This window comes from Pseudomonas lopnurensis, assembly GCF_015070855.1.
Classification (GTDB): domain Bacteria; phylum Pseudomonadota; class Gammaproteobacteria; order Pseudomonadales; family Pseudomonadaceae; genus Stutzerimonas; species Stutzerimonas lopnurensis.
In genome coordinates, this window is sequence record NZ_JADDIX010000092.1 from 45675 (window position 1) to 63153 (window position 17479).

Genomic DNA, 17479 nt, shown 5'->3' on the forward strand with positions numbered 1-17479 from the left:
CGGCCGCAACGCCGATGATCGCCGGCAAGGACTCGGCGTCTCCGACAAGGCAAGGCCTGTCCGGTAGGCTCCTGTAGACGCGACGTTTCCCTATTCGCGATCGGCGAAGCGCTGCACCACCACGCTGCCGATGATGTCGCCCTCGACGTTGACCGCGGTGCGTACGGTATCCAGCAGGCGATCGATCGGCAGCAGGATGGCCACCGCCTCGGCCGGCAGGCCGACCGCCTGCAGCACCATCACCATGGTCACCATGCCGGCGCTGGGAATACCCGGCGCGCCGGTGGAGGCGATCATCGCGGTGAAGAACACCACCGCCTGCTGCGCCAGGCTCAGCTCGATGCCCATCAGGTTGGCGACGAACAGCGCGGCCGCGGCCTCGTAGAGCGCGGTGCCGTCCATGTTCATGGTCGCGCCGAGCGGCAGCACGAAGCCGGCGATGCCCGGGCGCACCCTGAGGTTGTCCTCGGCGCAGCGCATGGAGATCGGCAGCGTCGCGGCGCTGGAGCTGGTGGCGAAGGCGGTGATCAGCGCCTCGCGGGTGCCGCGGAAGAACCACAGCGGCGACTTGCCGGTGGTCAGGAAGAGGATGCCCGGCAACACCACGATGCCGTGGAACAGCGTGGTGGCGAACACCAGCACGATGAAACCGCCCACCGCGCTGAGTAGCGCCACGTCCTGCTCGGCGATCAGCCTGATCAGCAGGGCGAGGATGCCCAGGGGTGCCAGGCGCATGATCCAGCCGATGATGCGCATCATCAGCTCGAGAAATTCCTGCAGCACCACCAGAATGTTGCGGTAGCGCTCGCCGCCGGCCACCAGCGCCACGCCGATGAACATGGCGAACACCACCACCGCCAGGATGCTGCCGTTGGCCAATGCGGCGAAGGGGTTCTGGAACAGGTTGGCGAAGAAGTGCAGGAAGAACTCCGGCAGCGTCAGCTGACGCGCCTCGAAGTCGTTCATCGCCTCGGCGAACAGATCCAGCGACAGCCCCGCGCCGGGCTTGAAGATATTCGCGGCGACCAGCGCCACCAGCATCGCGGCGCTGGTGGTGAGGGTGAAGTAGACCAGCGCGCCGCCCCAGACCCGATGCACCTGATGGTGCGCCTGCAGGTTGGCCACGCCGACCACGATGGAGGTGAAGATCAGCGGGATCAGCACCATCTTCAGCAGGCCGATGAAGATGCTGCCCAGCAGGGTACTGGCGTAGAGCACCCCTTCATGCATGGGTGCATCGGCCGGTAGCGTGCCGGTCAGCCAGCCGATGGCGACGCCCAGGCAGGCCGCGATGAGAATCTGCAGATTGAGGCTGGGCAAGGCGGGCTCCTTGGGTCGGTGGCGCTAAGCAAGAGAATGACTGCGGCTGGGAAAAGTTCGCCGCCGCGGCGGCCATCATACAGAGGCGACGCAACCGGCGTGCCAATGGCCAGGCGTCGGTCGGTAGCAGACAACGGCCCGCTGCCGGGTTTTCATGGGCGGGCAGGAGAGTGAGGGCCAGAGATGAGCGATCAGGACATTGAACGGCGCATCGCCCGCGATATCGCCAAGTGGCAGCGCGGCGTGCGCGAGAAGGGTGCGCCGCTGACGATCGACGAAGGCTGGCGGCAGACCCCGCAGGGGCTGCGCCTGCCGTTCAGCGTGCTGAAAAGCGCCGGCGTGCCGCCGCGCGAGGTGGAGTTGCTGGCGCAGCGCGCGGCATTGCGGGAACGGCTGGAGACCTGCGCCGACGCGCAGCAGCGCGAACGCCTGGAGCGCGAGCTGAGCGAACTGGAGCAGAACATCGCCTTTCGGCTCGAGGCGTTGCAGCGGCTGGGTCGCGGTTGAGCGGCCGGTCGCTGGCGTTCGTCCGGCGCTGGAGTAGCATGGGCGTCCGGTCATTTCCTACTGGGAGAAGCCTGTGGCTACAGCACGAATCGGATTTCTGCCGGCGGCGTTGATCGCCGCGGCGGTGGCTTTCGCCGGCTGGTCGGTGGGGCAGGGGGTGGAGCGTTTTCGCATGGCCGACCGCACGGTAACGGTCAAAGGCCTCGCGGAGATGGACGTGAAAAGCGACTTCGCGGTATGGACGCTGGGTTTTCGCCGTGGCGGCGAGCAGTTCGCCGATGTCCAGCAGCGCCTCACCGAGGACCGCCGCCAGGTCCTGGAATTCCTCCGCGAACAGGGCTTCAGCGACAGCGAGATCGAGATGCGCCCGCTGCAGGTGCAGGACCTGCTGGCCCGTGAATGGGCCTCGCGTGACGTGGCGTTGCGTTTCAATGGCCAGGGCCAGGTGCTGGTCAAGACCGAGCGCGTCGACGCCGTGGCGCAGGCGGCCAATGCCGTCGATCCACTGATCCAGGCCGGCGTGCAACTGGATACCGAGGCCAACGGTTTCGCCGGGCCGCGTTATCAGCTGCGCGGCTTCAACGATCTCAAGCCGCGTCTGCTGGAGGCCGCCACCGGTAATGCCCGCGAACAGGCGACGCGCTTCGCAGAGGATGCCGGCGCGTCCCTGGGCCGGTTGAAGAACGCCAATCAGGGTGTGATCCGCGTGATCGACGACGATGGCAGCGACATGGACAGCGGGCGCACCCTCGGCAAGCGCCTGCGGGTGGTCAGCAGCTTCGAATACAGCCTGGACTGATCGCGGGGCAGGTCGCGGCGGAGCGTCCGCACGCGGCCTGCCGTTGGGCCTCAGTGCCCCGGTTGCCAGGGCTGGCCGAGCGACACCGGTGCGTACAGCCGGGTGCGGATCGCATCGCGCGAGAGCAGCACCAGCACCAGGATCGTCGCGACGTAGGGCAGCATCGCCAGCAGGTTGCCGGGGATCGACAGGCCGATGCCCTGGGCGACCAGATGGAGGATGCTGGCCAGGCCGAACAGATAGGCGCCGAGCAGCACGCGGCTGACCCGCCAGCTGGCGAATACCACCAGCGCCAGGGCGATCCAGCCGCGCCCGGCGGTCATGTTCTCGGCCCACATCGGCGTGTAGGCCAGCGACATGTAGCCACCGGCGAGGCCGGCCATGGCGCCGCCGAACATCACCGCCAGGGTGCGCACGCGCAGCACCGGCAGGCCCATGGCACTGGCGGCGTTGGGGTTCTCGCCGACCGCCTGGATGATCAGGCCGATGCGGCTTTTCAGCAGCACCCAGGCCACCAGCGCGAACAGCGCGAAGGAGAGGTAGACCAGCAGGTCCTGGGCGAACAGCATGCGGCCGATCACGGGAATCTCGCTGAGCAGCGGAATGGCCACCGGCTCGAAGCCGGCCAGTGGCTTGCCGACCCAGGCGGCGCCGACGAACGACGACAGGCCGACGCCGAAGATGGTCAGCGCCAGGCCGGTGGCGACCTGGTTGGCATTGAAGCCCAGCGCCACCATGGCGAACAGCAGCGACAGCAGCACGCCGGCCAGGCAGGCGAACAGCACGCCGAGCCAGAGGTTGCCGCTGGCGAAGGCGACGATGAAGCCGATCACCGCGCCGAACAGCATCATGCCCTCCTGGCCGAGGTTGAGCACGCCGCTCTTCTCGCACACCAGTTCGCCGAGCGCGACCAGCAGCAGCGGCGTGCCGGTGCGGATCATGGCGTAGAAGATATTGGTCAGTAGATCCATGTCCATGAGCGTCAAGCCTCAAGCTGCAAGCGGCAAGTGAAAAGCGAATAGGTACGGATCATGTGGCGGCTTCCTTCTTGTGGCTTGTAGCTTGTGGCTTGACGCTCCGCGCGAAGCGCGGCTTGTAGAGAATCAGCACGTCGCAGGCCAGCAGGAAGAACAGCACCATGCCCTGGAACAGCTGGGTGATCGATTGCGGCAGGTTGGCCGCCATCTGCGCGTTTTCGCCGCCGAGATAGAGCAGCGCCATCAGCAGGCTGGCGAAGACGATGCCGATCGGGTTGAGGCGGCCGAGGAAGGCCACGGTGATCGCCGCATAGCCGTAGCCCGGCGAGACCTGCGGCACCAGTTGGCCGATCGGCCCGGTGACTTCGGCGACGCCGGCCAGCCCGGCCAGGGCACCGCTGATCAGCAGGGCGATCCAGACCAGCTTCTTGTCGCGGAAACCGACGAAGCCGGCGGCGCGCTTGTCCAGGCCGAGCACCTTGATCTGGAAGCCGAGAAAGCTCTTCTGCAGCAGCACCCAGACCACCACCAGCGCCAGCAGGGCGAAGTAGAAGCCGGCATGCACGCGCAGGCCGTCGATCAGTTCGGGCAGCCGGGTGGCGTCGCCGAACATCGCCGATTCGGGGAAGTTGAAGCCGTCCGGGTCCTTCAGCGGGCCGTGCACGGCGAACAGCAGCAGGTTCAGCGCGATGTAGTTGAGCATGATGCTGGTGAGGATCTCGTTGGCGTTGAAGGCCGTCTTCAGCCAGGCGCAGAGCCCGGCCCAGGCGGCGCCGCCGAGGGTGCCGGCCAGCAGCGCCAGCACCAGCGCCCAGCGCGAATCCCAGTCGATGATGTGCACCGCCAGCGCGCTGCCGGCCAGGGCGCCGATCAGCAGCTGGCCTTCGGCGCCGATATTCCAGATGCGCGCGTTGTAGACCACCGCCAGGCCCAGTGCGCAGAGCAGGATCGGCAGCGCCTTGACCAGCAGTTCGGAGACGCCGTAGAGGTCGGCGAGCGGATCGACCAGCAGCACCTTGAGCGTTTCCAGCGGCGGATGGCCGAGGATGGCGAACAGCAGTGCGCCGCTGACCAGCGTCAGCAGCGCCGCCAGCAGCGGCGAGAACCAGAGCATGGCGCGCGATTGCTGGCCGCGCGGTTGAAGGGATAACAGCATGGTGAACTCTCGTCAGGCGGCAGAGGTGGGAACGGGGGTGGCGGTGTCGAACTGGCCGGCCATCCAGCGACCGACTTCCACCGCGCAGGTGGAGGCGGTGGCGCGTTGCGGCGACAGCTTGCCTTCGCTGAGGGCGGCGATGCGGTCGCTGATCTGGAACAGTTCCTCGAGGTCTTCGGAGATCACCAGGATCGCCGCGCCGGCATCGCGCAGTTCGATCAGTGCGCGGTGGATCGCCGCCGCGGCACCGACGTCGACGCCCCAGGTCGGGTGCGCGGCGATGAGCAGCTTCGGCTGCTGGAGGATTTCGCGGCCGAGGATGAATTTCTGCAGGTTGCCGCCGGAGAGGCTGGCCGCCGATGTCTGTGCGTCCGGCGTCTTCACCGCGAAGCGCTGGATGATGCGCTCGGCGAAGGCCTGGACCTTGCCGCGCCGGATCAGCCCGCGCTCGACCATGCCGGTCTGCTGGAAGGCGGTGAGCAGGCCGTTGTCGGCCAGGCTCATGCTCGGCACCGCGCCATGGCCGAGGCGTTCGGCGGGGACGAAGGCCATGCCGTGACGGCGGCGGGCATCGGGGCGCAGATGGGCGACGTCGTCGCCGAGGAAGCGGATGCGCCGGGCCTCGCCGCTCGGCAGCCGTTGCTCGCCCGAGAGCAGGGCGAGCAGTTCGTCCTGGCCGTTGCCGGCGACCCCGGCGATGCCGACGATTTCGCCGGCGCGCACTTCCAGATCCACCTCTTCGAGCGAGACGCCGAACGGATCGGCGTTGTGCCAGGACAGTCGCTCCACCCGCAGGAAGGGCGTACGGCCCTCGCTCTTCGAGTATTCGGCTTCCAGCCCCTCGGCATCGCCGACCATCAGCCGCGCCAGCTCCAGGTCCGAGCACTCGGCCGGCACGCATTCGCCGGAGACCTTGCCGGCGCGCAGCACCGTGGCGCTCTGGCACAGCGCGCGCACTTCATTGAGCTTGTGGCTGATGAACAGGATGCTGCAGCCCTCGGCCGCCAGCCGACGCAGGGTGACGAACAGCTCGTCGGCCTCCTGCGGGGTGAGCACCGAGGTCGGCTCGTCGAGGATCAGCAGCTTGATTTCCTGCATCAGGCAGCGAACGATCTCCACCCGCTGGCGTTCGCCGATGGACAGGCTGTGCACCAGCCGCTGCGGCTCCAGCGGCATGCCGTAGCGCTGCGAGACTTCGCGAATCTTCGGTTCCAGCTGCTTCGGCGTGCCGGCCCTGGCGCCCAGGGCGAGGGCGATGTTCTCCGCCACGCTGAGCGTCTCGAACAGCGAGAAGTGCTGGAACACCATGCCGATGCCGCGCTCGCGCGCCTGGGCCGGGTCGCGCATGGTCACGCGCTCGCCTTGCCAGACGATCTGCCCGGCGTCGGGCTGGGTGACGCCGTAGATGATCTTCATCAGGGTGCTCTTGCCGGCGCCGTTCTCGCCGAGCAGGGCGTGGATCTCGCCCGTCTGGATCGACAGGTCGATGTGGTCGTTGGCCAGGCAGCCGGGATACTGTTTGGTAATGCCGGTCAGCTGCAGGCGTGCGGTCTGTGGTTCGGGCATGGAGGCGTCCGCTGGGTTTTTCATGGTCATGGCAGAAGCAAAAAGCTGGCCAGGTAGTCAGGAAATTGGTCATGGCGCAGACGACCGCATAGCGTGCCGGCCGGCTACCATCGGAGGATGGTAGCCGGTGCGTCGCTTTGGTGCTCGCATTGCCGAATGCCGGCGCGGGTGCACCTGTTCTGGGCGCTATGGCCGGGTGGCTGCGAACGGTCGAGCGGGCTCTGCGAAGACGCCATGCGGCCTGCTAAGCTGTCTGCCCACCCCCGCAACCTGACGGACCGAACCATGAACCAGCCAGCCATCGCCGCCGAGACGATCGCCCAGCGTGCCGCGCTGGCCCGCCTGATCGATGGCCTCGTCAGCGAGGACGGGATGCATCCCACCGCCATCGACGATCTGTACCTGATCCGCTGCAGCGCGCCGAGCGAGCCGGTGCATGGGCTGCACAAGCCGGCGTTGTGCGTCATCGTGCAGGGCAGCAAGGAGGTGCGCCTGGGCGACGAGCGCTATACCTACGATGCGCTGCGTTACCTGGTGGTATCGGTCGCCGTGCCGGTGGCCGGTCGCGTGCTGGAAGCCTCGCCGGGCGAACCCTACCTGTGCATCCGCCTGGATATCGACCCGGCGCTGATCGCCACGCTGGTGGCCGAAGCCGGCCCGGTCGATGCCGGCGGCGGACCGCAACGGGGGCTGTACCTGGACCGGATCGATGCGCCGTTGTTGGATGCGACCCTGCGCCTGGTGCGTTTGCTCGATTCCCCACAGGACATTGCGGTACTGGCGCCGCTGGCGCTGCGCGAGATCTTCTATCGCTTGCTGCGTGGCCAGCAGGGGCGGCACCTGCACGAGATCGCCGTGCGCGACAGCCAGGGGCATCGCGTCACCCGCGCCATCGAATGGTTGAACCGCAACTACGTCGAACCGCTGCGCATCGACGAGCTGGCGCAGCGGGTCAACCTCAGCAGTTCGACGCTGCACCACCGCTTCAAGGCGCTGACCGCCATGAGCCCGCTGCAGTACCAGAAGCAGCTGCGCCTGCAGGAGGCGCGGCGGCTGCTGATCGCCGAGGGGCTCGACGTCTCCAGCGCGGGTTACCGGGTCGGCTACGAAAGCCCCTCGCAGTTCAGCCGTGAGTACAGTCGGCTGTTCGGCGCCTCCCCGGTCAAGGACCTGGCGCGCCTGCGCAGCATTGCCTGAACGTCAGCGCGCCTCCGGGGCCGGCACCTCGCGCAGTGCCTGGGCGGCGTCGATGGCGCGGGGAAAGCCGGCGGTGACGGTGGTCAGGTAGACCACCTCCTTCAGCTCCTCGCGGGTGACGCCCAGGCGCAGCGCGTAGCCGGCATGCACCTTCATGTACTGCAGGTTGCCCTGGGCGGCGAAGGCGGCGACCACTGCCAGCTGGCGGGTGCGGTCATCCAGCTCGCTGCGCCCCCAGACATCGCCGAGTGCATATTGAGTGATGCCGTCTGCGAGAAACGGATAGTCCTCGCGCAGCGCTTCGAGCACCGGTTGCCCGGCGCCGCCGGACAGGTGATCCATGACCTGCAGGCCGCGTTCGTGTCGCTCGCTGCCAGCGGCCTCCAGCGAGGCGAAGGTCAGCGAGCCGAACAGGCCCAGGCAGGCGGCGGCCACGGTGTTGCCAGTACGAATGTTCATGACGGCGTCCTCAGTAGGGGCTGGCGGTGGGGCGCACGACCAGCTCGCTGACATCGACATCGGCCGGCTGCTCGATGGCGTAGGCGATGGCACGGGCGATGGCCTCGGCCGGGATGGCGATGCGGCGGAAGTCGCGCATCACTGCACGGGCGCCCTCGTCGGAGATGCTGTCGGCCAGCTCCGAGTCGGTCACGCCGGGGGACACCAGGGTGACGCGGATATCGCCGCCGACCTCCTGGCGCAACCCTTCGGAGATGGCGCGCACCGCATATTTGGTGGCGCAGTACACCGCTGCGGTGGGGCTGACCGCGTAGGCGCCGATGGAGGCGACATTGACGAACTGGCCCGAGCGCTGGCGCTGCATCAGCGGCAGGCCGGCGGCGATGCCGTGCAGCACGCCGCGGATGTTGACGTCGATCATCCGGTTCCACTCATCCAGCTTCAGCGCGTCGAGGCGGGACAGCGGCATGACGCCGGCGTTGTTGACGATGACGTCGACCCGGCCGAAGCGCTGCTCGGCGAAGTCGACGAAGGCCTGGACGTCCTCGCGGCGGGTGACGTCCAGCGCGCGGCAAGTGGCGACGCCGCCGGCCTCGGTGATCTCGGCAACCCGTTTTTCCAGCTGCTGCAGACGGCGTGCGCCCAGCACGACCGTGGCGCCCTGGGCAGCCAGCAGGCGCGCCGTCGCTTCGCCGATGCCGCTGCTGGCGCCGGTGATGAGTACGATTTTGCCATCGATGTTCGACATGGGGGTGTCCTCCGCAGGTTCATTCGATCCGGCGCCGGTGACGCCGTGGTTCGAATGGTGGGGCGGAGGGCGCTCTCGGCGTTATGTCGATCCTGCCGGGCGCTTGCCTGATCCTAGGGTCTGTTCCCGTTTCAGTTTTGCGCATAGCGCTGTAGGAGGCCATGCTCGCGAAAGAGCAGCCGTACCGATGCGTGGGCCCTGTTCGCAGGCATGGCCTGCTCCTACAAGGGGGGCAGGCGGCCAGCGCTTCAGATACGCGCAGGAGGACTTGGCGCGAAACGGGAGCAGAGCCTGGACGGCTACCAGATGCCTTCGTGCAGCTCGGCCGCTTCCGCTTCCAGCAACGGGCCGACCACCTCGACCTTGCGCTGGCCCGCTTCGAACACGATGCGGCAGGGCAGGTCGAGCGTCGGGTTTTCCGGATGGTTGCCGGTGATCTCCTTCAGGCTGCGTTCGGACAGGCCATAGACCACCCGCCCCAGGCCCGCCCAGTACGCCGCGCCGGCGCACATGGCGCAGGGCTCGGCGGAGGTGTACATGGTGCAGCGCGAGAGGAATTCCGGCGTGTAGCGGGTCGAGGCGCGGGTCATCAATACGCGCTCGGCGTGGCCGGTCATGTCGTGGTCGGGCATGTAGGCGTTGCCCTGTTCCAGCAGCACTTCGCCGTCCGGCCCGACGAGGATGGCGCCGAAGGGGTGGGTGCCATTCTCCAGCGCGCGGCGGGCCACGTCGAAGCTCTTGCGCAGCAGGATGAGGTCTTGTTCGTTCATGGAGAAGCTCCGGTCGAAGGGGAGTGCGTAGGAGCCTGGGGCCGCCCCGACCACCCGTGGGGCAAGCCGGCTCCTACAACGGGCGGGGGTCAGTGCTGCGCCTTGGGCAGGCTCCAGGGGAAGAACGCCTTCTGCAGCAGGCCGATGAGGTGGAACAGCGCCAGGCTGATCACCACCAGCATCATCAATGCGGCGAAGGCCTGCGGCACCTGGAACATCGAGGTGGAGAAGTTGATGAAGTAGCCCAGGCCCTTTTCCGCGGCGACGAACTCGGCCACCACCGCGCCGATCACCGCCAGGGTGATGGAGATGCGCAGCGCCGAGAACAGGTGCGGGATGGCGTAGGGCAGGCGGATGTTGCGGTACTCGCGGGCCTTCGAAGCGCCCAGCGAACGCGACAGCTCCACCAGTTCCTCGGGCGTCGCCAGCAGGCCGGTGACGCAGGACACCACGATCGGGAAGAAGGCGATGAGGAAGGTGATGAATACCCGCGGCAGGTCGCCCGCACCCATCACCACGACGATGATCGGCGCCACCGCGACGATTGGCGTGGACTGCACGATCACCAGCAGCGGATACAGCGTGCGTGACATCAGCCGTGAGGACGCCAGGGCGATGGCCAGCGGAATGCCGATCAGGATCGACAGGCCGTAGCCCATCAGCGTCACCCGCAGCGTGGCGAAGATGTGTTCCGACCAGGCGCCGAAGCCGACCTTCTGCGTCGCGGCGAGGATGGCGCTGGGCGAGGGCAGCACGAAGCTTGGCAGCTTGAGCAGGCGGCAGGCCGCTTCCCACACCAGCAGCAGGACGAGCAGGGCGAGCCAGGGCGCCAGGCGATCGGCCTGGGCCTTGAGTTTAATGGTCGGCATGGCGCGAGAAGACCTTGCGGCGGATGTGGTTGGCGAGCTCATTGAAACGCGGCTCCGTCAGGGTTTCCATCGACCGCGGGCGCGGCAGGTCGACGTCGATGATTTCCTGCACGCGGCCGGGACGCGCCGACATCACCAGGATGCGGTCGGCCAGCAGCAGCGCCTCGGGAATCGAGTGGGTGATGAACAGCACCGTCTTCGGCCGCTGGGTCCAGATGTTCAGCAGCTCCAGGCTCAGTTCGTCGCGGGTCAGCGCGTCGAGGGCCGAGAACGGCTCGTCCATCAGCAGGATCTCCGGGTCGTGCAGCAGCGCCCGGGCGATCGCCGCGCGCTGCTGCATGCCGCCGGATAGCTCGTCCGGGCGCTTGTTGCCGAACTCCTTGAGCCCCACCAGTTCCAGCAGTTCCTCGCCGCGGGTGATCTCCTGCGCGGTGACGCGGCCGTACTTGTGGCGCATGGGGAAGGTCAGGTTGTCGCGAATGTTCAGCCAGGGCAGCAGCGTCGGCTTCTGGAAGACGATGCCGATCTCGTCGCGCGGGCCGTCCACCGGGCTGCCGTAGATGCTGACCTGGCCGTGGGTCGGCCTGACCAGCCCGGCGAGGATGCGCAGCAGCGTGGATTTGCCGCAGCCCGACGGGCCGAGCACCGCGATGAACTCGTGGCGGCCGATGTCGAAGCTGGCGTTGTCCAGGGCCACCACTTCGCTGCCATCGGAGGAGGTGAAGACCTGGCTGACCCGGTCGAAGCTGATGTTGGGACGCGGTGTGGCGTTCGGGGCTGCGGCGCTCATGGCATTACTCGCTGAGGCTGGAGTCGACGGCGCTGGCCGGATCGAGGCTGTCGAGGGCCATGCCCTGCGCCCTGGCGACCCATTCCCAGGTGGTGGCCAGGCGCTGGGCATCGAAGCCCGTGCCTTCGGCGGCGCTGATCTCGTTCTGCATCAGTGGCACCGAGGCGGCGAACTGTTCTTCGGCCTGCTGCTCGTCGACCTCGGCGACCATCTTCTTCAATGCCGCGGCGGCGGCGGCCGGATCGGCAATGGCGTTCTGCTGGGCCTGCTGGTAGGCCTTGACGAACTTCTTCGCCACCTCGGGATTGTTCTTGACGAAGCGCTGCGAGGCCACCAGCGACAGGCCATAGCCCTCGAAGCCGTATTCGGACCAGGGGATGGTCTTCAGCGTCTTGTCCGCTTCGCCGAGCGCGCGGACGAAGCCGGGCGCCACGGTCAGCCAGTTGATGGTGGCGTCGACCTTGCCGGTGGCGAGCATCGGTGCCAGCGCGCCCGGGTCGAGCTTGAGCAGCTTGACGCTGTTCGGGTCGATGCCGTTGCGTTCCAGCAGCAGCGGCCAGACCACGTTGGAAGCCGAGAAGGTCGGGGTGGCGACCGTCTTGCCGACAATGTCCTTGAACGACTCGATACCCGAACCTTCGGTGGTGAAGAAGGCATCCGGCTGCTTGTTGTAGATCGGCGCGACCGCCACCACCGGTACGTCGCCCTGGGCCTTGGCCTGCAGCAGCGAAGCCAGGCCGGCGGAGCCGAAGTCGGCGCTGTTGGTGGCCAGCTTGGTCACCACGTCGTTGCCGCCGCGGGCGCTGGCGATTTCCACTTCGATGCCTTCGGCGGCGAACAGCCCCTGCTCGACGCCGAGGTAGATCGCCGCCTTGTCGCCGGCCGGCAGCCAGTCGTTGAGCCAGCGCACCTTGTCGGCGGCCAGCGCGGCATTGGAGCACAGGGCCAGCAGGGCGCTGGCGATCAGGGTTTTCTTGAACATGGGAAAGCTCCTTGAGGTTGGCCGGTAAGGGCCATGCAATAAACGCGTCAGAGAACGGGGTGCGGATGGCGGGCGAAGAAATCCAGCAGGGCGGCGAGCAATGCCTCGGGGGCGGCCAGCTGCGGCGCGTGGCCGCAATCGAGCGGCACCCGCTCGGCGCCGGGCACCAACTGCTGCATGCGTTGCTGCACCCGCGGCAGTACCGAGCGGTCCCGCGTCGCTTCGAGGTACAGGCGCGGCAGGCGGCCGAAGCGCCCGGCCGTCCACTGCGCGGCGATATCGCGACCGCCGTCGGGCTGCACCGTCAGGCGGCGCGCCGCGTCCAGGGCGGCCTGTGCCGGTGCGTCGTGGAAGAACACCGCGCAGGCGGCGTCGCTGGGTACCCGGCTGCCGCCCGCCACGGGCTCGAGGTACGGGCCGATGCCGCTGACTTCGGGGAAGTCGCGGCTCATCTCGGCACACAATTCGCCGAAGCCTTTGCCGCTGGGCAGCATCATCCCGGCAACATAGGCGACTCCGGCGATGCGTTCGGCGTAGCGCTCGGCCACGGCGGTGGCGGTGACTCCGCCGCCGGAATGGCCGACCAGGTGCACTGGCCCGTCCAGCGTTTCGATCAGCGCGCCGACGTGTTCGACGTAGCGTTCGAGCGAAACCTCGGCGAGCGGCGTGGCGTCGCTGCCATTGCCCGGCAGGTCGAGCGCATGCGGCTCATGACCGGCGCTGCGCAGGCCGTCCTGCAGCGAGTCCCAGACCCAGCTGCCGGCCCAGGCACCGTGGATGAGGACGATGTCAGCCATAGGTCCTCCGGTACATCTCGCGGTGGTGCTCTTCCACCGTCACGGCGGGATAGCGTGGCGTCTCGCCCGGTGCGAGGCAGACCGGCAGGCACTCGACCAGGTGGTCCGGGTTGCCGCTGAAGAAGAACGGCACGCTGTAGCGCTCGCGCCCGGAAACGTTCACCACCCGGTGCAGCGTCGAGCGGTACTGGTCGTTGGTCCAGCGGGCGATCATGTCGCCGAGGTTGATCACGTAGGTGCCGGGCACCGGCTCGGCGTGAATCCAGCTTTCGCTGTGGCGATCCCAGACCTGCAGGCCGGGGTTCTGATCCTGCAGCAGCAGCGTCAGGCCGCCGAAGTCGGTGTGCGCGCCGCAGCCCTTTTCGCCGGGCGCGGCATTGGCCGGCTGCGGTGGGTAGTGCAGCAGGCGCAGGGTGCTCATGGAATCGCGGCAGAAGCCGGCGAAATAGTCCTCGGGCAGTTGCAACGATAGTGCAATGGCGCCCATCAAACGCGTTGCCAGTGCGTTCATCGCGTCGCGGTAACGCTCCATCGCCGGGCGAAAGGCGGGAAGCTCGCCGGGCCATTGATTGGCGCCGTGGTTGAAGCGCCCGGCCTGTACGCGCGGGTCGGCCTCGGCCAGCTCCTCGCCGATGTAGAAGCCCTCCTTGAGATCGGCCGGCGCCCCGGCCTCCAGCACCTGCCCACGCAGCGGCTCGTAGCCGCGGTTGGCTTTCGAGAGGGCCTTGTCCAGCGTGCGCTTGGCCGCCTCCGGCTGGGCGAAGAAGGCCTGGGCCTGCTCGAACACCGCCTGCTGCAGCGCCGGGTCGACGCCATGGTTGGCGATACAGAAGAAACCGACCTCGCGACAGGCTGCGCCGATTCGTTCGGCGACGGCGGCGCGCTCGGCGAGTTCGGCGGAGAACAACCCGGCGATATCGATCAGCGGCAGCGCGGCGGCTTCGAGATGGCGGGCGGAAAGGGCATCGGTCATGGCTGTTTTCCTGCTTGGCCGGCGGCGGGATGGCGGCCGGCGAACGCAGTATCCGGCGCGCTGCCTGTGCGCAAAAGCAGAGAATATCGAGCATGCCGATGCTGTTTCGGCAGCGGGGTGCGATGCGTCGAAGCGGGGCGATCAGTGACCCTGAATGGTGCGTGGTGAAGGGCGCGGCGGCGCTTCGATGTGCTCGGTGAGGAGCCCGCAGGCACACTGTCGGCGCCCTGTTTCGGGGCGTCTGGCGGGGTGATTGGCTGGGCTTATTTTTTTTTCGAGCAACAAGCCGTCGAGCTAACGCAACGGCCGCGTCGCCAGTTCGAGCCCCAACAGCAGCAGGAACGCCAGAAAGCACATGCGAAATACCCGTGGGCTGATTCGCGTCCTGATCCGCTGTCCCAGCCACATGCCGGCGAGGGCAGGCACGACGGCCAGCATGGACAGGCCGAGCTGGCCGATGCGAAAGGCGTCGTGCAGCGCCAGGCCGGCGGCGAGCGACAGCGTGGAGACCGTGAACGACAGGCCCAGGGCCTGGATCAGCTCTTCCTTGTCCAGCCGCAGGGCCTGCAGGTAAGGCACCGCCGGTATCGCGAACACCCCGGTGGCGCCGGTCACCAGGCCCGTGACCAGGCCGACCAGCGGCGACAGCCACGGCTCGACGCGCGCCGGGACCTGCAGCGCCGGCGAGACCAGCGCGTAACCGGCGTAGACCACCAGGGCGATGCCCAGCGCCAGGCCCGACAGCAGTGGGTCCACCCGCGCCAGCAGCGCGGCCCCGGCAACGGTGCCCAGGACGATCCCCGTCATCATCGGCCACAGGCGCCGCAGCAAGGGCGCCAGCGCCGGCCCGGCGACGAGTTGCCATACATTGGTCACCAGCGATGGGATGACCAGCATGGCGGCGGCGGTGGCGGGCGCCATCACGGCGCCCAGCAGCCCCATGGCCACGGGTGGCAGGCCCATGCCGGTGACACCCTTGACCAGCCCGGCGGCGAGGAAGGTGCCGATGAACAGCGCGAAGAGGAAAGGCGAGAGATCGTTCATGTCGGCATTGGACACGGACGAGCGCTCGGGCACAATGCGGTTTTCTCGATCGAGCCTTCGGCAAATCCGAAGGCAGGGTGGGCTCATGCGGATCGACCTGGCGGACCTGCAGCTGTTTCTCTGCATCGCCGATGCCGGCAGCATCACCCACGGCGCCGCCCGGGCGAACCTGGCGCTGGCTTCGGCGAGCGAGCGGTTGCGCAACATCGAGGCGGACGCCGGCGTGCCATTGCTGCACCGCCACGCCCGCGGCGTGGTGACCACCGAGGCCGGCGAGGCCCTGGCGCACCATGCGCGCCTGATCCTGCACCAGCGAACCCTGCTCCAGGGCGAATTGCGTGATTTCGCCACTGGCGCGCGGGGTACGCTCCACCTGTACGCCAACACGGCCGCGCTCACCGAATACCTGCCACGCACGCTCGCCCCCTGGCTCGCCAGTCGTCCGCACCTGCAGGTGGACCTGAAGGAGCGAACCAGCGTGGAAATCGTCCGCACGATCGATGCCGGGCTGGCCGAGGCCGGTATCGTCTCCGACGCCGTCGAGGCGCCCGGGCTGATCCGCCAAGCCGTCGCGGAAGATCACCTGGTGCTGATCGCACCCACCGGCCACCGCCTGGCGAGCCGCCGCAGTGTTGTCGCCTTCGCCGACATCCTCGGCGAGCCTTTCGTGGGGCTCGCCGCGAGCAGCGCCCTGCACGCCCACCTCGACGACCACGCCCGCGCCGTCGGCCGCACGCTCGCCTCGCGCATTCGCATGCATACCTACGAAGGGATCTGCGAAATGGTGTCGCACGGCATCGGCGTAAGCGTCCTTCCGCTGGGCGTCGCCAGACGCCTCCGCGGACGCCACACCTATCGCATACGCCCGATCATGGACAGCTGGAGCCGTCGACGGCTGTGCCTGTGTTACCGAGACTGGTCGGCGCTGTCCGCCCCGATGCAGAGCCTGTTGCTGCATCTGGGGCAGGGGACCGGTGGGGCCTAAGGCTATCGAACCGACGTTTAGGACTCCGGCAAATTCGCCTCAGCGAACCTCAGCAGGCTGGCGCGGGTTTCGTCGAGCAGGCGATCGGACAAGTCCGGATCAGCCACGCTACGCGATAGCATCAACGCGCCGACCATGGCACTGAGCGCCAACGCCGCATCCTGGCTGTTCTGCAGATGCGCGCCAAGCTGGGCGAGCCGTTTGTTGACCGCCTCGTCGGTCACTGTGCTGGCTTGGCCACGCTGGCCCAGTTCGGCGGAAACCGTCGGCAGCGGGCAACCCTGCGCCGGCTCGGCGCGGTGGGTCTTTGACAGATAACGGCGAATGAAGGTAGCCAGCGGCTGGTCGCCGGACAGGCTGTCGAAGGTGACCTCGTCGAGTTCGCGCGCGCAATGACGCAGAGCCTCCTCGACCAGCTCATCCTTGGATTTGAAAGGCGTCGAATCACGATAGTTCGGCTGCTGGCGGCGACAGGGCTGCTCCGGATCGGTTCGCGGCCCTTACTCCTCAGCGCGTCCGGTCGCGTCACGATCGCGTTCGTATCGTCTGGCGAGCGCAAACGGCGGCAACCAGGCCTCGCGGCGGATGGTCCAGATTCGTAGGTCGGCATCAGCTGGTCGGGAGCGTCCAGGGCGCCCAGGCTCACTTCGATTTCGTCTGCGCTGCGGGCGAAAACGGACGAGCCGCAACGGGGGCAGAAAAACCGCCCGGCGTAGTCGCGCGTTTCGCCCTCGATCGTCACCGCGTCCTGGGGAAATATCGCCGAGGCATGGAAAAGGGCCCCATGATGCTTGCGGCAGTCGAGGCAGTGGCAAAGGCCGACCCGGTATGGGCGCCCCGCTGCCTCGATGCGGACGTTGCCGCACAGGCAACCGCCGGTGAATCGGTTCATGCTGCGTCTCCTCTGAAACCAAGGCGTTTCCACGAGTCCCGTCGGGCTTCCACGACAGGATGGACTTCGCAGACGGTCATTACTCGGTCCTTGTGAAAATAGCAGCCGGCTGAAGCGAGCGATGAGCTCAGCTGCGATCGCAGGATCGCAAAGGCGCCGCGTCCTGTTCGGACGGGCGCAGGTAGCGCTCGCGCAGCAGGTCGTAGATCCAGTTGAAGCACAGGGTGTAGGGCAGGAAGAACAGGATCAGGCCGATATCCAGCCAGAAGGCTTCGAGCAGGCCGATCGACAGCCACCAGGCGGCCAGGGGCACCAGCAGCACGATCAGGCCGAGCTCGAACAGGGACGCGTGCAGCAGACGCGCCGCCAGTCCGCGCTCGAATCCGATACGCGCCTGGGCCTTGTCGAAGAACAGGCTGAAGACCATGTTCCAGAGCATGGCGATGGCCGAAAACATCACGGTCAGCGCACCGACATGCGCGAGCGGCCGCTCCATCGCCCAGGCCAGCACGGGGGCACAGATCGCGACGGCGATGATTTCGAAGGCGACGGCGTGGCCTATGCGTTCGGCAAGGCCGCGGTTGGCGGGAGCGCTGTTCATGGCTGATTCGCTACGATCGATGAGTTGCCGTTATAGTCATCGCAATC

At 67.7% G+C, this 17479-nt stretch carries 19 protein-coding genes and 1 pseudogene; 4 read left to right on the top strand and 16 right to left on the bottom strand.

Annotated features, from left to right (window positions below):
- Nucleotides 1–90: 90 nt before the first annotated feature.
- Entirely contained in the window at nucleotides 91–1320 is a 1230-nt protein-coding gene (locus tag IN820_RS19210) for a dicarboxylate/amino acid:cation symporter (RefSeq protein WP_193682494.1), read from the bottom strand.
- A gap of 183 nt (nucleotides 1321–1503) precedes the next feature.
- On the opposite strand from IN820_RS19210, the gene IN820_RS19215 reads away from it, so the two are divergent.
- Nucleotides 1504–1827, top strand: coding sequence for a hypothetical protein (locus IN820_RS19215; protein ID WP_193682495.1), 324 nt, complete (start codon nucleotides 1504–1506; stop codon nucleotides 1825–1827).
- 73 nt (nucleotides 1828–1900) lie between these two features.
- A complete protein-coding gene (locus IN820_RS19220; protein ID WP_193682496.1) occupies nucleotides 1901–2626 on the top strand; it encodes an SIMPL domain-containing protein in 726 nt (241 codons plus the stop codon).
- Between the two features lie 50 nt (nucleotides 2627–2676).
- Here the strand turns inward: IN820_RS19220 and IN820_RS19225 are convergent, their stop codons facing one another.
- The 3 genes from IN820_RS19225 to IN820_RS19235 are packed head-to-tail and all read right to left on the bottom strand — an operon-like array spanning nucleotide 2677 to nucleotide 6325.
- Complete coding sequence (locus IN820_RS19225; RefSeq protein ID WP_193682497.1) at nucleotides 2677–3603, bottom strand: ABC transporter permease; 927 nt, start codon at nucleotides 3601–3603, stop codon at nucleotides 2677–2679.
- 52 nt (nucleotides 3604–3655) lie between these two features.
- Nucleotides 3656–4759, bottom strand: coding sequence for an ABC transporter permease (locus IN820_RS19230; RefSeq protein ID WP_193682498.1), 1104 nt, complete (start codon nucleotides 4757–4759; stop codon nucleotides 3656–3658).
- Nucleotides 4760–4771: 12 nt separating this feature from the next.
- Nucleotides 4772–6325, bottom strand: coding sequence for an ABC transporter ATP-binding protein (locus IN820_RS19235; protein WP_193682499.1), 1554 nt, complete (start codon nucleotides 6323–6325; stop codon nucleotides 4772–4774).
- Between the two features lie 285 nt (nucleotides 6326–6610).
- Here IN820_RS19235 and IN820_RS19240 point away from each other — a divergent pair, with 285 nt between their 5' ends.
- Nucleotides 6611–7522, top strand: coding sequence for an AraC family transcriptional regulator (locus tag IN820_RS19240; RefSeq protein ID WP_193682500.1), 912 nt, complete (start codon nucleotides 6611–6613; stop codon nucleotides 7520–7522).
- Nucleotides 7523–7525: 3 nt separating this feature from the next.
- Here the strand turns inward: IN820_RS19240 and IN820_RS19245 are convergent, their stop codons facing one another.
- The 9 genes from IN820_RS19245 to IN820_RS19285 form a co-directional block, all read right to left on the bottom strand.
- Nucleotides 7526–7981: a carboxymuconolactone decarboxylase family protein gene (locus tag IN820_RS19245; protein WP_193682501.1), complete on the bottom strand. Its 456-nt coding sequence runs from the start codon at nucleotides 7979–7981 to the stop codon at nucleotides 7526–7528.
- A 10-nt stretch (nucleotides 7982–7991) separates the two neighbouring features.
- The gene (locus IN820_RS19250; RefSeq protein ID WP_193682502.1) at nucleotides 7992–8729 is read right to left on the bottom strand and encodes an SDR family oxidoreductase; all 738 of its coding nucleotides are present in this window, start codon (nucleotides 8727–8729) and stop codon (nucleotides 7992–7994) included.
- Nucleotides 8730–9028: 299 nt separating this feature from the next.
- Nucleotides 9029–9499, bottom strand: a complete 471-nt coding sequence (locus IN820_RS19255; protein ID WP_193682503.1) for a nucleoside deaminase — start codon at nucleotides 9497–9499, stop codon at nucleotides 9029–9031.
- Between the two features lie 89 nt (nucleotides 9500–9588).
- Nucleotides 9589–10368, bottom strand: a complete 780-nt coding sequence (locus tag IN820_RS19260; protein ID WP_193682504.1) for an ABC transporter permease — start codon at nucleotides 10366–10368, stop codon at nucleotides 9589–9591.
- The gene (locus tag IN820_RS19265) at nucleotides 10355–11158 is read right to left on the bottom strand and encodes an ABC transporter ATP-binding protein (RefSeq protein ID WP_193682505.1); all 804 of its coding nucleotides are present in this window, start codon (nucleotides 11156–11158) and stop codon (nucleotides 10355–10357) included. The genes IN820_RS19260 and IN820_RS19265 overlap by 14 nt, the downstream gene beginning before the upstream one ends.
- 4 nt (nucleotides 11159–11162) lie before the next feature.
- Complete coding sequence (locus tag IN820_RS19270) at nucleotides 11163–12140, bottom strand: ABC transporter substrate-binding protein (protein ID WP_193682506.1); 978 nt, start codon at nucleotides 12138–12140, stop codon at nucleotides 11163–11165.
- Between the two features lie 47 nt (nucleotides 12141–12187).
- A complete protein-coding gene (locus IN820_RS19275; RefSeq protein WP_193682507.1) occupies nucleotides 12188–12937 on the bottom strand; it encodes an alpha/beta fold hydrolase in 750 nt (249 codons plus the stop codon).
- Complete coding sequence (locus IN820_RS19280; protein ID WP_193682508.1) at nucleotides 12930–13910, bottom strand: isopenicillin N synthase family dioxygenase; 981 nt, start codon at nucleotides 13908–13910, stop codon at nucleotides 12930–12932. Before IN820_RS19280 ends, IN820_RS19275 begins: the two co-directional genes overlap by 8 nt.
- Nucleotides 13911–14204: 294 nt before the next feature.
- Nucleotides 14205–14954 carry a sulfite exporter TauE/SafE family protein gene (locus tag IN820_RS19285; RefSeq protein ID WP_193682595.1) on the bottom strand — a complete coding sequence of 250 codons (750 nt, stop codon included), beginning with the start codon at nucleotides 14952–14954 and terminating at the stop codon, nucleotides 14205–14207.
- Nucleotides 14955–15039: 85 nt separating this feature from the next.
- Here IN820_RS19285 and IN820_RS19290 point away from each other — a divergent pair, with 85 nt between their 5' ends.
- Nucleotides 15040–15939 (top strand): LysR family transcriptional regulator, encoded by a 900-nt coding sequence (locus IN820_RS19290; RefSeq protein WP_193682509.1) that lies wholly within the window; start codon nucleotides 15040–15042, stop codon nucleotides 15937–15939.
- A 17-nt stretch (nucleotides 15940–15956) separates the two neighbouring features.
- Here the strand turns inward: IN820_RS19290 and IN820_RS19295 are convergent, their stop codons facing one another.
- The 3 genes and pseudogenes from IN820_RS19295 to IN820_RS19305 all read right to left on the bottom strand — a co-directional run bounded on the left by IN820_RS19295 (nucleotide 15957) and on the right by IN820_RS19305 (nucleotide 17432).
- Nucleotides 15957–16163 carry a hypothetical protein gene (locus IN820_RS19295; RefSeq protein WP_193682510.1) on the bottom strand — a complete coding sequence of 69 codons (207 nt, stop codon included), beginning with the start codon at nucleotides 16161–16163 and terminating at the stop codon, nucleotides 15957–15959.
- Nucleotides 16164–16439: 276 nt separating this feature from the next.
- A pseudogene (locus tag IN820_RS19300) lies at nucleotides 16440–16831 on the bottom strand (GFA family protein).
- A gap of 127 nt (nucleotides 16832–16958) precedes the next feature.
- Nucleotides 16959–17432, bottom strand: coding sequence for a multidrug/biocide efflux PACE transporter (locus IN820_RS19305; protein ID WP_193682511.1), 474 nt, complete (start codon nucleotides 17430–17432; stop codon nucleotides 16959–16961).
- Nucleotides 17433–17479: the final 47 nt, after the last annotated feature.